Genomic DNA, 13,568 nt, shown 5'->3' on the forward strand with positions numbered 1-13,568 from the left:
CGGGGTGTCAGAGCGACAGCTCGGGGTGCAGCCGGGAGAGCGTCCAGACCTGGCGGCCGCGGGCGGTGAGCACGGTCAGGGCGAGCGCGCCGACCCAGAAGGCGGCGAGCACGGCGCTGCCCGTCCAGACGGCGGTGAGGTCGCCGCCGCTGATCAGCCGGCGCAGTCCGGCGACGACGTAGGTCATCGGCAGGAACGGGTGGATCGCGTTGAAGAAGCCGGGGCTGGACTCCACCGGGTAGGTGCCGCCCGCCGAGGTGAGCTGCAGCATCAACAGGGCCAGGGCGAGCAGCCGTCCCGCCGGGCCGAAGCGGGCGTTGATCCACTGCATGAGGGCGGTGAAGCAGAGCACGGTGAGGGCGAGGTAGCCGATCAGCCCGGCCATCCGCTCGGGCTCCAGCCCGAGGCCCCAGTGCAGGACGCCGAGCAGGGCGCCGGCCTGGGCGAGGCCGATCGCGGCGGCGGGCAGCCAGCCGGCCAGGGCGACCCGCCAGGCGGGTGCGTTGCCGGCCAGGGCGCGCGGGCCGAGCGGGCGGAGCAGCATGTAGCTGACCATCGCGCCGACCCAGAGGGCGAGCGGGACGAAGTACGGGGCGAAGCCGGTGCCGTAGTTGGGCGCCTTGTTGAGCTCCTGCCGGGCGAGGGCGACCGGGTCGCTCATGGCGGCGGTGCGGGCGGCGCGCTGGCCGTCGGTGTAGTCGGGGATCTTCGCGGCGCCGTCCTGCAGTCCGGCGGCGAGCCGGCCGGAGCCGTCGGCGAGGGTGCCGAGGCCGTCGTCGAGGCGGGCGGCGCCGTCGGCGAGCTGCCCGGTGGCGGAGTCGAGGGCGGTCATGCCGGTGGAGAGCCGGTAGATGCCGCCGGAGAGACGGTGGGCGCCGTCGTCGAGCCGGCCGAGGCCGCTGTCGAGGCTGCGGATGCCGGTGAGGGCGGCGGCGGTGCCCTGCTTGATCTTCGCGGTGCCGTCGGCGACCTGGTGGGCGCCGTCGTCCAGCCGGTGCAGGTCGGCGACCTTGGCGTCGAACTCGGCGGCGAGGGCGGGGTCGGCGAGCTTGCGGGCCGCCTTCTCCACGTCGTCGGCGTGGGCCGCCACCCGGTCCAGCTCGGGTGCCACCCGGTGGATCAGGGCGTCGGTGTGCTCGGCGGCGGTGACCAGGCGGTGGCCGATGTTCGAGAGCTCGGCCTCCGCCCGGCAGCCGGCGGCGTCGCGGCCCGGAGCGGGGGCGCCGCCGGGGCAGTGCTGCGCGTACGAGGCGTCGATCTCGGCGGACACCCTGCGGGCGTCGGCGAGGACGGCCGAGGAGCGGGCGGGCAGGTCCTTCAGGTCGGTGGAGAGCTTCCCGGCGGCGTCGGCGGTCAGCTGGGCGGCGATGCGGATCTGCTCCGGGTAGGTGTGCAGCACCGGGGAGATCTTGCGGGCCAGCGGGTCGACCTCGTCGGTGAGCCGGCGGGTGCCGTCGGCGACCTGCTGGGCGCCGGTGGTCAGCCTGGCGAGGCTGTCGTCGATCCTGGCGATGCCGTCGTCGAGGCTGCTGCTGCCCTGCTTGGCCTTGTCCAGGCCGGTGGCGAGGTCAAAGGCTCCGGCGCGGGCGTCGCGGCCGCCGGCGGCGAGCTTGCCGGCGCCGTCCTTGGCGCGGGCGGTGCCGTCGGCGAGCTGCGCCGAGCCGTCGTGGGCCCGGTCGGCGCCGTCGGCGACCTGGTGGGCGCCGTCGGCGGCCTGCGCGGTGCGGTCGTGCAGGTCGGAGAAGCCGAGGAAGATCTTGTCGTAGAACCCGGCGGAGGCCTTGGCGCTGGCGGCGGCCCGGATCTCGCTGAAGACGGTGCGGGAGATCGAGCCGACGACGTAGTTGTTGGAGTCGTTGGTGCGCACCTGCAGGGTGCCCCGCTCGGGGTGGTCGCCGTTGCTGCCCGCGATGCCGGCGCTGAAGTCGGCCGGGATGGTGAGGGTCAGGTAGTAGCGGCCGGTGGCGAGGCCCTTCTCCGCGTCGGCGGCGGTGGTCTCCTTCCAGCCGAAGGTGCGGCTCTGCCCGAGCTTCGCGGCGAGGTCGTGCCCGGCGTCGACCTTGCTGCCCTCCACCGTGACGGCGCGGTCCTCGTTGACGAGGGCGACCGGCAGCTTGTCGAGGCGGCTGTACGGGTCCCAGAACGACCAGAGGTAGAGCGCGCCGTAGAGCAGCGGGAGGAGCAGCAGGGCGGCCATTGCGGCGCGGGGCAGCCGGCCGCGGCTGAAGCGGCCGAATTCCAGGCGGGCCAGGCTAAGCGCGCGCATCGGCGGCCTCCTGTTCGGGTGCCGCGGGGGTCTCCGCGGGTGCGGTGTGCGCCGTCAGGTCGGCGAGGCCGGCGGCGCGTCCGGCGTCGGTGGTGGAGGCCAGCACGGTGATGCCGCGGTCGGCGGTGTCGCGGAGCAGCTGCCAGGCGGCGCGCCGGCCGGCGTCGTCGAGGCGCTCGTCGGGCTCGTCCACGCAGATCAGCCGGGGCTCGCCGATCAGGGCGAGTGCGGTGCCGAGCCGGAGCCGGTCCAGGGCGCCCAGCTCGCGGGCGGGGGTGCGCAGTCCGTCGGGCAGCCGGTCGGGGTCGAGGCCGGCGGCGGCCAGCGCGAGGGCGGCCCGCCGGTCGGTGCCGCGGCGCACGGACGGTGCGAACGGGCGACCGTGCAGGTGGAGTTGCTCACGCAGGTGGGCGGCGACGGTGAGTGCCGGATCGGGTTCGTTGACACCGGGGACGGGGCCCAGGGCGGCGATGCGGCGGACCTTGGCGGCCTGCTTCGGCAGGGCGAGGCCGTCGACGGCGGCGCTGCCGCCGGTGGGGCGCATCCGCCCGGCGAGGGTGAGCAGCAGGGAGGTGCGGCCGGAGCCGGCCTCCCCCTCCAGTGCGACGAGGGCGCCGGGCGGCGCCTCGAACTCCACGTCCCGGTAGACCCAGCCGCGTGCGCCGCGCAGTGACAACGCCTCCGCCCTGACTGCGGCCCCGGCATGCCGGTCGGCCATGACGCCCCTCCCCCGTTTTTGAACTGACCAGTCAGTTCAAATATAGGGGCGCCGCGGGCCCGGTCCGCACCGAACCGGGCCCGACGGGCTGTGAGATGGGTTACGGCCGGTGCCGCACCGGGGAGTTCGCGGCCTCAGGCCTGCTTGGGGGCGGGGCTCAGCCGGGAGGTGACGGCGATCCGGTTCCAGGAGTTGATGGTGACGATCAGGGCGATCAGCTGGGCGAGTTCGGGCTGGTCGAAGTGCTTGGCGGCCTCGTCGTAGACGGCGTCCGGCACGTGCCCCTGGGACACCAGGGTGACCGCCTCGGTGAGGGCGAGGGCGGCCCGCTCGCGGGCGGTGTACCAGGGGGCCTCGCGCCAGGCCGGCAGCGTGGCGAGGCGGTGCTCCTGCTCGCCGCCCTTGCGGGCGTCGGTGGTGTGCATGTCCAGGCAGAAGGCGCAGCCGTTGATCGCCGAGGCGTGGATCTTCACGAGTTCGGCCAGCGACGGGTCGAGGCCGGCCCGGGCGGCCCGGTCCAGGTCGATCATGGCGCGGTAGAAGCCGGCGGCCTGCTCCGGGAGCGAGATGCGCTGGACGGGGGCGGGGACGTAGGCGGATTGGTTCGTCGTCATGCGTTCCACCGTAGGGACGAGATGGTCCCTGCCCGTGGTTCATTTGCAGCATGGAATCCTGGGCCACTTTCGGCGGCGACCTGCACCTCGACCTCACCGCCGGTCGCTCCCGCGGCCTCGGCCTGCGCGCCGCCCTGGAGGACGCGCTGCGCGAGGCCGTCCGCACCGGCCGGCTCGCCCGCGGCACCCGGCTTCCCTCCTCGCGCGAACTCTCCCGGGACCTGGGCATCGCCCGCAACACCGTCGCCGAGGCGTACGCGCAGCTCGCCGCCGAGGGCTGGCTGGCCTCCCGGCAGGGCTCGGGCACGGTGGTGGCCGACCGCGGCACGCCGTCCGTGCCCGCGCCAGCGGCCCTCGCGCCGCGCACCCCGGCCGTCCGGTACGACCTGATGCCCGGCCGCCCGGACGTGTCGCGCTTCCCGCGGTCCGCCTGGACGGCGGCGGCCCGCCGGGCACTGGCCACCGCCCCGCACGAGGCGTTCGGCTACACCGACCCGCGCGGCCGGATCGAACTGCGCCGCGCCCTCGCCGGCTACCTCGCGCGGGTCCGCGGGGTGCGGACCGACCCGGAGCGGCTGCTGGTCTGCGCGGGCTACACCCAGGGCCTGGGCCTGCTGAGCGAGGTGCTGCGCGAACAGGGCGCGGAGACGGTCGCGGTCGAGGAGTACGGACTGCCGCCGCAGCAGCAGGTGCTGACCGCGAAGGGCCTGGCCACCGTGGCGCTGCCGCTGGACGGCGGCGGGGCGCGCACCGACCTGCTGGCCGGCAGCGGCGCGGCCGCGGCGGTGCTCACCCCGGCGCACCAGTTCCCGACCGGGGTGCCGCTGCAGGCCGCCCGCCGGGCCGCAGCGGTGGACTGGGCCCGGGAGAGCGGCGGGCTGGTGGTGGAGGACGACTACGACGGGGAGTTCCGCTACGACCGGCGTCCCGTCGGTGCGATGCAGGCCCTCGACCCGGAGCGGGTGGTCTACGCGGGCACCGCCAGCAAGAGCCTGGCACCCGGCCTGCGGCTGGGCTGGCTGGCCCTGCCGGCGGCCCTGGTCGGCCCGGTGAGCCACCGGAAGGAACTGGCGGACGGCCAGAGCGGGGTGGTGGACCAGCTGACCCTGGCCGAGCTGATCACCTCAGGTGCGTACGACCGGCACGTCCGCCGCAGCCGGCTGCAGTACCGGCGGCGGCGGGACCGCCTGGTGGCGGTGCTGGCCGAGCGGGCACCCCGGGTGCGGGTCACCGGCATCGCGGCCGGGCTGCACGCGGTGCTGGAGCTGCCGCCGGGCTCGCTGGGCGAGGAGGAGCTGCTACGCCAGGCCTCCTGGCTGGGGCTGTCGGTGAACGTCCTCGGCTGGTGCCGCACCCCGGCGGCCGGCCCCGACCCGGAGCGTCCGGCCTCCCTGGTGATCGGCTACGGCACTCCGCCGGACCACGTCTTCGAGGCCGCCCTGGACGCCCTCTGCACACTGGTCCGGCTCTGAGCGGCCGCCGGCCGTTCCGCCGTCGGCCGGCCCTCCGTCAGCCGTTCTTCCGGCTGCCGATCTCGAAGAGCAGGATCACGAAGCCCGCGAAGGCGTGCGTGGCGGCCATGTAGATGGTGGCGCGGATCCAGACCCTGCGGTCGGTGCGCCGTCCGGCGTCGGTGGTGGGCTTGTCCATGTCCGTCCTCCTGACGGGGTGGCAGGTGCGGTCAGATCCGGGGTGCGTCGCCGAGGCAGAGTTCGCCGCCCGGGCTCTGCAGCAGCGTGTGCAGGAAGAGCAGTTCGACCCCGGCGGGCGATTCGGCGGCGATGCAGTGCGGGGTGAGCGAGTCGAAGTGCGCCGAGTCGCCCCGGTCGAGCAGGTGGACGGTCTCGCCGAGGGTGAGCCGCAGCCGCCCCTCCAGCACGTACAGCCACTCCTCGCCCGGGTGGACCCGGACGACGGCGTCCTGGACGCTCGGCGGGACGTGGACGCGCAGCGCCTGCATGGCCCGGCCCTGTGCACCGGCCCGCCGGTAGCCCCAGCCGCCGGCCCGGCCGGGCTCGATGGCCCCGCCGCGGACCACCGGGTCCGGTTCCCCGGGCTGCTCGCCGAGCAGCCCGGAGACGGTCGTCCCGTACGCGCGGGCGAGACCGAGCAGCACGGGCAGCGAGGGCTGCCGTCGCCCGGTCTCCAACCGCGACAGATAGGCTGGGGAGAGCCCCACCCGGGCGGCCGCGCCCTCCAGGGTCAGCCGCCCGGCCACCCGGTGCTCACGCAGTCGCATGCCGAGGCCCGCGACCTCCTGGTCGTCCGTCATGCGACCAGTTCACACCCACCGTGCCTCGTGGGCAAGAAATTTGCCCCAGAGGCAAACTCAGCCGATCAGCGCCGGCTCCCCGTCCTTCCGCACGGGCTCCGCAGCGGCCTCGGCGGCCGGCTGCGGGCGGTGCCTGGGCAGCGCCCCCATCAGGACGAACACCAGCACCAGTCCGCCGGCCACCCACCACATGGAGCTGCCGAAGGCGTCGGCGAACGCCCGTCCGTCCGCGATCCCGGCCGGCCCCGCACCGTCCACCACGTTGAAGAACAGCACCGAGGTCAGGCCGAGCCCGAGCGCCACACCCAGCTGGTTGACCGTGTTGATCAGCCCGGACGCCGAACCGGCGTGCTCCCGCGGCACCTCGGAGAGCACCGCATCGGTCAGCGGCGCCACGATCAGCCCCATGCCGGCGCCCATCACCGCGAGCGGCAGCGCCATCTGCCACGGCGTGATGCCGGTGCCCAGCCACTCGGCGAGGGCGAGGTAGAGCAGCGAGCCCGCGGCCATCACGACCGCTCCCGCACGGAGCACCCCGCGGCCGAACCGCGGCACCAGCTTCTGCACCGACAGCCCGGCCGCCGTGGAGACGGCCAGCGAGAACGGCAGGCCGGTCAGACCGGACTTCAGCGGGCTCCAGCCGAGGCCGAGCTGCATGTAGAGCGTCCACACCAGGAAGAACACGCCGCAGACGGTGCCGTGGCCCAGCTGCACGCCGATGCCCGCGGCGAAGCTGCGCACCCGGAAGAGCGAGAGCTCCACCAGCGGGGAGCCGTCCCGGCGGCTCTTGGCCCGCTCGTACCGGACGAACAGTGCCAGCACCACCGGGCCGCCCGCCATCAGCGCGTAGCCCCACAGCGGCCAGCCGAGCTCCCGGCCGCGGGTCAGCGGGTACAGCACCATCAGCAGGCCCGCGGTGGCCAGCAGCATGCCGACCAGGTCCAGCCGGAGCGCCTGCGGCGCCTTCGACTCGTCGATGAAGATCCGTCCGAGCACCAGGCCGGCCACCCCGACCGGCAGGTTGACCAGGAAGATCGGCCGCCAGCCGAGCCCGGCGACGTCCCACTCGGTCAGCAGCGCGCCGAGCAGCGGCCCGGCCACCGCGCCCAGGCCGACCATGGCGCCGAACAGGCCGAAGACTTTGCCGCGCTCCTCCGCCGGGAAGCCGGCGTGGATGATCGACAGCACCTGCGGCACCATCAGCGCACCGGCGGCGCCCTGCAGCACCCGGGCCGCGACCAGCATGTCCGGGCCGGTGGCGAGGCCGCACAGCGCGGACGCGACGGTGAACCCGCCGATGCCGAGCAGGAAGAGCCGCCTGCGGCCGTGGATGTCGCCGAGCCGGCCGCCGGTGATCAGGCCGACCGCGAAGGCCAGCGCATAGCCGGCGCTGATCCACTGCAGGGCGCTGAACGACGCCCCGGTCTCCTGCTGGATGCTGGGCATCGCGATGTTGACGATGGTCACGTCGACCAGGTCCATCAGGCTGGCCGTCATCACCACGGCCAGTGCGAACCAGCGCCTGCGGTCCGGGTGTTGGGAGGTCATCTGCCGCTCCTCGGTGCTCGTCGGGGTACGCCTTCGACGGTAGGAGGCGATTAGGCCGGATTCCGTCCGCTACTCGCGCGAGACTGGGGCCATGACCGACACACCCGGCCGGCTGCTGGCCCTGCTCTCGCTCCTGCAGACCCCGCGCGAGTGGCCCGGCGGCGAACTCGCCGACCGCCTGCAGGTCAGCCCGCGCACCGTCCGCCGGGACATCGAGCGGCTGCGCGACCTCGGCTACCCCGTGGAGGCCACCCGCGGACCGATCGGCGGCTACCGCTTGGTCGCGGGCACCGCCATGCCCCCGCTGCTGCTCGACGACGAGGAGGCGGTGGCCATCGCGGTCGGCCTGCGGACGGCCGCCGGGCACGCCGTGGACGGCATCGAGGAGGCCTCCGTACGGGCGCTGGCCAAGCTCGTCCAGGTGCTGCCCTCCCGGCTGCGGCACCGGGTCTCCGCGCTCGACACCGCCACCGTCCCGATGCTGCCCGGGGACGGCCCGCGGATCGACCCCGAGGAGCTCGCCCTGCTCGCCTCGGCCGTGGCCGCCCGGGAGAAGGTCCGCTTCGACTACTGCGCCCGTGACGGCGCCGCCACCCGCCGGCTGGTCGAGCCGCACCGGCTGGTCTCCGTCGGCCGCCGCTGGTACCTGGTGGCCTTCGACACCGACCGGGACGACTGGCGGCTGTTCCGGGTCGACCGCATCGCCGCCCCGCAGCGGACCGGCCTGCGCAGCACCCCGCGCGAGCTCCCCGCTGAGGACGCCGCCGCCTACGTCGCCGCCAAACTCGCCGGCCCGGCCCGCACCCACCGCGCGGTCGCCACCCTGCACCTCCCGCGGGCCGAGGCCGCCCGCCGCCTCGGCCCCGCGGCCGGCACCGTGGAGGAGATCGACGAGGACCGCTGCCGCCTGCACAGCCGCGCCGACTCCCTGGAGTGGCTGGCCGTCCGACTCGTCACCCTCGGCTGCGACTTCGAGGTCCACGAGCCCCCCGAGCTCGCCGACCACCTCCGCGCCCTCGCCGGCCGCGCGGCCCGCGCAGCGGGCCCGGTGGACTGAAGGAGGACCGCTACGGCCGCGGGATGTTCCGCAGGTTCGACCGGGCCAGGTCGATCATCTTGCCGACGCCGCCGGAGAGGACGGTGCGGCCGGCGGCCAGGGCGAATCCCTTGAGCTGGGCGGCGGTGATGCGGGGCGGGATGGAGAGGGCGTTGGGGTCGGTGACGACGTCGACGAGGGCGGGGCCGGGGCGTTCCAGGGCCTCGGCCAGGACGTCGCGGACCCTGGCCGGGTCGGTGACGCGTTTGGCGGGGATGCCGGACGCGCGGGCGATGGCCGCGTAGTCCACGTCGCCGTTGTCGATCTCCCACTCGGGGTAGCCGCTGACCAGCATCTCCAGCTTGATCATGCCGAGGGCGCCGTTGTTGAAGACGACGGTCTTCACCGGTAGCCGGTGCTTGGCGACGGTGAGCAGTTCGCCGAGCATCATGCCGAGCCCGCCGTCGCCGGACATCGAGATCACCTGCCGCCCGGGGAAGGCGAGTTGGGCGCCTATGGCGTGCGGCAGGGCGTTCGCCATGGAGCCGTGCAGGAAGGAGCCGATGACCCGGCGGCGGCCGTTGGGGGTGAGGTAGCGGGCCGCCCAGACGTTGCACATCCCGGTGTCGACGGTGAACACCGCGTCGTCGGCGGCGACTTCGTCGAGCACCGAGGCCACGTACTCGGGGTGGATCGGCGTGTGCTTCTCGATGTCCCTGGTGTACGCGCCGACGACCGTCTCCAGGGCCCGGGCGTGCCGGGCCAGCATCTCGTCCAGGAAGCCGCGGTCGGTGCGCTGGGAGAGCAGCGGCAGAACGGCCCGCAGGGTGGCGGAGACGTCGCCGTGGACGGCGAGTTCGAGCGGCACGCGGCGGCCGAGCCGGGTGGCGTCGTGGTCGACCTGGATCACCCGCCGGGTCGGCAGGAAGGAGTCGTACGGGAAGTCGGTGCCCAGCAGCAGCACCAACTCTGCCTCGTGCAGTGCCTCGTGGCAGGCGCCGTAGCCGAGCAGGCCGCTCATCCCGACGTCGTACGGATTGTCGAACTGCACGAACTCCTTGCCCCGCAGCGAGTGCCCGATCGGGGCATGGAGGGTGCCGGCGAGCTTCATCACCTCCTCGTGCGCGTCGCGCACCCCGGCGCCGCAGAAGAGGGCGACGGTGGCGGCCGACTCCAGGGCCGAGGCGAGGGCCTGCACCTGGCCCCAGGGCGGTGCGGCGACGGCCTGCTCGGTGAGGAAGTGCCCGCTGCCGGTGGGCCCGGCGGCGGGCTGGGCGGCGACGTCGCCGGGGAAGGCCAGCACCGCGACGCCGCGCGCGCCGAGGGCGTGCTGGATCGCCACCCGCAGCAGCCGCGGCATCTGCGCCGGGGTGGAGACGGTCTCGCAGAAGCCGCTGCAGTCGGTGAACACCCTCTCGGGGTGGGTCTCCTGGAAGAAGCCGGTGCCGATCTGGCCGGACGGGATGTGCGAGGCGAGGGCGAGCACCGGCACGCCGCTGCGCTGGGCGTCGTAGAGGCCCTGGATCAGGTGGGTGTTGCCGGGGCCGCAGGAACCGGCGCAGACCGCGAGGCGGCCGGTCAGCTCGGCCTCGGCGGCGGCCGCGAAGGCGCCCGCCTCCTCGTTGCGGACGTGCACCCAGGAGATGCCCTCGGTGCGGCGGATCGCGTCGACGACCGGGTTGAGGCTGTCGCCGACCACGCCGTAGACCCGTTCGGCACCGGCCTGCCGGAGCACCTCGACCATCTGCTCGGCCACACTGCCCACGGGAGAACCGCCCTTCCGGCGCCGGTCACGGGTCGCCACCACCCTGCGACGGCGGCCCGCGGCGGGCACCCGGTCGGCGGCGAACGGGTGACCGCCCCGGCGTCACTCGGCGGGCAGGTGCTCGATCGGCTGGGTGTGCACGCCGGCCTGCGGGTGGCGGCGGGCCGGCTCGCGGCCGGGCGGCTGGGTGCACCGCTCCGGCGGCACCTCGTCGACCGTGGTGGGCCGGCGGACCGGCGACCCCGACCCCACGGTCAGCACCTCGCCGTCGTGCTGGACGTCGATGCTCCGCCCGCGCTTCAGCGTGTAGGTGGTGGTGGCGTGGGTGATCTCGACCCGCAGCAGGCTCTCGCGCACCCGCAGGGCGAAGGAGAGCCGGCGCAGCCCGGAGGGCAGCCGCGGCCGGAAGGACAGCCGGCCGCCGCGGTCGCGCAGGCCGCCGAAGCCTGCCACCAGGGCGATGCAGGCCCCGGCGAGCGAGGCCATGTGCAGGCCGTCCCGGGTGTTGCCGCCGAGGTCGTGCAGGTCCATCAGGGCGGCCTCGGCGGTGTAGTCGTACGCGAGGTCGAGCTGTCCGACCTCGGCCGCGATGACCGCCTGGGTGCAGGCGGAGAGCGAGGAGTCCCGGACGGTGAGGCGCTCGTAGTAGGCGAAGTTGCGGGCCTTCTGCTCGTGGGTGAAGGCGTCGCCGCGGACCTGCATGGCGAGCACCAGGTCGGCCTGTTTGACGACCTGCTTCCGGTACAGGTCGAAGTACGGGTAGTGCAGCAGCAGCGGGTAGTTGTCGGCCGGGGTGTTCTCGAAGTCCCACAGCTGGTGGTCGGTGAAGCCGTCGGCCTGCGGGTGCACCCCGAGGTTCTCGTCGTACGGGATGAACATGGCCGAGGCGGCGTCCCGCCAGGCGGCGGCCTCCTCGGTGTCCACGCCGAGCCCGGCGGCCTCCAGCGGGTGCCGGGTGGCGGCCTCGGCTGCTGCCCGCAGGTTGGTCTGCGCCATGAGGTTGGTGAAGACGTTGTTGTCGGCGACGGCGCTGTACTCGTCGGGGCCGGTGACGCCCTCGATGCGGAAGCGGCCGGCCGGGTCGTGGTGGCCGAGCGAGCGCCACATCCGGGCGGTCTCGACGAGCAGTTCCAGGCCCCAGGTGCGCTCGAACTCGGTGTCGCCGGTGGCGTGCACGTAGCGGACGACGGCGGCGGCGATGTCCGCGCCGATGTGGAAGGCGGCGGTACCGGCCGGCCAGTAGCCGGAGCACTCCTCGCCGCGGATCGTCCGCCACGGGAACACCGCGCCGGCCAGGCCGAGCGTGGCGGCGCGCTCGCGGGCCAGCGGCAGTGTGGTGTGCCGCCAGCGCAGCGCCTGGTCGACGGCGGACGGCAGGCAGTAGGTGAGCACCGGCAGCACGAAGGTCTCGGTGTCCCAGAAGCTGTGCCCGTCGTAGCCGGGGCCGGTGAGGCCCTTGGCTGGGATGGCCCGCTCCTCGCTGCGGGCGCCGGCCTGCAGCACGTGGAACAGCGCGAAGCGGACGGCCTGCTGCAGTTCGACGTCGCCCTCGACCTCGATGTCGCTGCCGCCCCAGAACTCGGCGAGGAAGCCTTTCTGCTCGGCGACCAGCCCGTCCCACCCGGTGTAGCGGGCGGCGGTCAGCGCGGCCTCCACCTGGTCGCGCACCGCGGGCAGCGAGCGGGTCGCCGACCACCCGTACGCGACGAACTTGACCAGCCTCAGCCGCTCGCCGGCCTTCAGCACGGTGGTGACGCTGATCCGGCCCTGCTGCTCGGTGGCCTCGGCGGTGGCCTCGAAGCGGTCGGGCCCCTCGATGACGTGGTCCATGCCGGCGGCGACCCGCAGCCCGCTGTAGCGGGTGCGGTGCACCAGGACGGCCTTGGTGCCGGCCGCCCCGTGCGCCTCGGCGACCAGCGGCGCCTCCAGCACGGCGGCGGCCCGCGGGTCGCGCTCGCCGTCGGGGAGCTGCTCGTTGGCGACCAGTTCGGACTGGAGCACGATCCGGACGGGGCCGTCGACGGCCTCGACGGTGTAGTCGAAGGCGGCGACGGCACGCTGGGTGAGCGAGACCAGCCGGGCGGAGGAGACCTTGACGGTCCGTCCGGCGGGGGAGGTCCACTCGGCGCTGCGGTGCAGCACCCCGTCGCGGAAGTCCAGGCTGCGCTGGTGCTGGTGGAGGTCGCCGTAGCGCAGGTCGAAGGGCTCGTCGTCGACCAGCAGCCGGATGATCTTGCCGTTGGTGACGTTGATGACGCTCTGGCCGGACTCGGGGTAGCCGTAGCCGCTCTCCGCGTAGGGCAGCGGGCGGAGCTCGAAGACGCCGTTGAGGTAGGTGCCGGGCAGGCCGTGCGGCTCGCCCTCGTCGAGGTTGGCGCGCAGGCCGATGTGGCCGTTGGAGAGGGCGAACACCGACTCGGCGCGGGCCATGCCCGCGAGGTCCAGGCCGCGCTCGACGACGCCCCAGGGGTCGATGGCGAAGGTGTCCTGGCCGTTCACCGGGCCTCCCCGGTGCCGGGCCCCTCGGGCAGCAGGTCGGCGAGGTCGCGGACGACCAGGGAGGCGCCGTGCGCGCGCAGTTCCTCGGCCTGGCCGACCCGGTCGATGCCGACGACCGCGCCGAAGCCGCCGGCCCGCCCGGAGGCGACGCCGGCCAGCGCGTCCTCGAAGACGGCGGCGTGCTCGGGTGCGGTGCCGAGCGCCCGGGCGGCGGCCAGGTAGGTGTCGGGAGCGGGCTTGCCGGCCAGGCCGTCGCGCTTGGCGGTGACGCCGTCCACCACCACGTCGAACAGGTCGTCGATGCCGGCGGAGCGCAGCACGTCCCGGCAGTTGGCGCTGGAGGAGACCACGGCCCGCGGCAGGCCGAGGTCGCGCAGCCGGTGCAGGTAGGCCACGGAGCCCCGGTAGGGCTCGACGCCCTGCTCGCGGATCATCCGCAGCACGGTGTCGTTCTTGGCCCTGCCGAGCCCCTGCACGGTGCGGCTGCCGGGGGCGTCCTGCTCGCTGCCCTCGGGCAGGCTGATGCCGCGCGACTCCAGGAAGCCCCGGGTGCCGTCGAGGCGGGGTCTGCCGTCGACGTACTCGTCGTAGTCGGCGACCGGGTCGAAGGGCACGAAGGCGGTGCCGGTGCGGTCCGCCTCGGCACGCAGGAAGGTGTCGAACATGTCCTTCCAGGCGGCGGCATGCACGGTGGCGGTCTGCGTCAGCACGCCGTCCAGGTCGAACAGGAAGGCGTGGATGTCGTCCGGAAGCCCCAGCATGGCTGCAAGTCTTGCCCGTGGGCGGTCCGATATGCCGCCCATTCGCGGACCGGCGTGTTGGCGCGTCGCGAACGGGCGGCCGTCGGGCC

The 13,568-nt window shown here is 74.6% G+C and carries 11 protein-coding genes; 2 read left to right on the plus strand and 9 right to left on the minus strand.

Annotated features, from left to right (window positions below):
• Nucleotides 1-7: 7 nt before the first annotated feature.
• From AB0M03_RS19240 to AB0M03_RS19250, 3 genes are all read right to left on the minus strand, one after another.
• A complete protein-coding gene (locus AB0M03_RS19240; RefSeq protein WP_363492749.1) occupies nucleotides 8-2,266 on the minus strand; it encodes a YhgE/Pip domain-containing protein in 2,259 nt (752 codons plus the stop codon).
• Entirely contained in the window at nucleotides 2,253-2,984 is a 732-nt protein-coding gene (locus tag AB0M03_RS19245; protein WP_363492750.1) for an ATP-binding cassette domain-containing protein, read from the minus strand. Before AB0M03_RS19245 ends, AB0M03_RS19240 begins: the two co-directional genes overlap by 14 nt.
• 134 nt (nucleotides 2,985-3,118) lie before the next feature.
• Entirely contained in the window at nucleotides 3,119-3,598 is a 480-nt protein-coding gene (locus tag AB0M03_RS19250; protein WP_363492751.1) for a carboxymuconolactone decarboxylase family protein, read from the minus strand.
• Between the two features lie 50 nt (nucleotides 3,599-3,648).
• Between AB0M03_RS19250 and AB0M03_RS19255 the strand changes: the two genes are divergently transcribed.
• Nucleotides 3,649-5,070, plus strand: a complete 1,422-nt coding sequence (locus AB0M03_RS19255) for a PLP-dependent aminotransferase family protein (protein ID WP_363492752.1) — start codon at nucleotides 3,649-3,651, stop codon at nucleotides 5,068-5,070.
• Between the two features lie 37 nt (nucleotides 5,071-5,107).
• On the opposite strand, the gene AB0M03_RS19260 is transcribed toward AB0M03_RS19255, so the two are convergent.
• From AB0M03_RS19260 to AB0M03_RS19270, 3 genes are read right to left on the minus strand one after another with little or no spacing between them, the layout of a single operon-like run.
• The gene (locus AB0M03_RS19260) at nucleotides 5,108-5,248 is read right to left on the minus strand and encodes a DUF6126 family protein (RefSeq protein WP_363492753.1); all 141 of its coding nucleotides are present in this window, start codon (nucleotides 5,246-5,248) and stop codon (nucleotides 5,108-5,110) included.
• 31 nt (nucleotides 5,249-5,279) lie between these two features.
• Nucleotides 5,280-5,870: an XRE family transcriptional regulator gene (locus AB0M03_RS19265; protein ID WP_363492754.1), complete on the minus strand. Its 591-nt coding sequence runs from the start codon at nucleotides 5,868-5,870 to the stop codon at nucleotides 5,280-5,282.
• A gap of 57 nt (nucleotides 5,871-5,927) precedes the next feature.
• Entirely contained in the window at nucleotides 5,928-7,418 is a 1,491-nt protein-coding gene (locus AB0M03_RS19270) for an MFS transporter (RefSeq protein ID WP_363492755.1), read from the minus strand.
• Nucleotides 7,419-7,509: 91 nt separating this feature from the next.
• Here AB0M03_RS19270 and AB0M03_RS19275 point away from each other — a divergent pair, with 91 nt between their 5' ends.
• Complete coding sequence (locus AB0M03_RS19275) at nucleotides 7,510-8,475, plus strand: YafY family protein (protein WP_363492756.1); 966 nt, start codon at nucleotides 7,510-7,512, stop codon at nucleotides 8,473-8,475.
• Between the two features lie 10 nt (nucleotides 8,476-8,485).
• Here the strand turns inward: AB0M03_RS19275 and AB0M03_RS19280 are convergent, their stop codons facing one another.
• The 3 genes from AB0M03_RS19280 to AB0M03_RS19290 form a co-directional block, all read right to left on the minus strand.
• Entirely contained in the window at nucleotides 8,486-10,219 is a 1,734-nt protein-coding gene (locus tag AB0M03_RS19280; protein WP_363492757.1) for a pyruvate dehydrogenase, read from the minus strand.
• Nucleotides 10,220-10,321: 102 nt separating this feature from the next.
• A complete protein-coding gene (locus AB0M03_RS19285; protein WP_363492758.1) occupies nucleotides 10,322-12,718 on the minus strand; it encodes a glycosyl hydrolase family 65 protein in 2,397 nt (798 codons plus the stop codon).
• A complete protein-coding gene (locus tag AB0M03_RS19290) occupies nucleotides 12,715-13,479 on the minus strand; it encodes a beta-phosphoglucomutase family hydrolase (protein ID WP_363492759.1) in 765 nt (254 codons plus the stop codon). Before AB0M03_RS19290 ends, AB0M03_RS19285 begins: the two co-directional genes overlap by 4 nt.
• Nucleotides 13,480-13,568: the final 89 nt, after the last annotated feature.

This window comes from Kitasatospora sp. NPDC051914 (assembly GCF_040680995.1).
In the GTDB taxonomy this organism is placed as follows: Bacteria; Actinomycetota; Actinomycetes; order Streptomycetales; family Streptomycetaceae; genus Kitasatospora.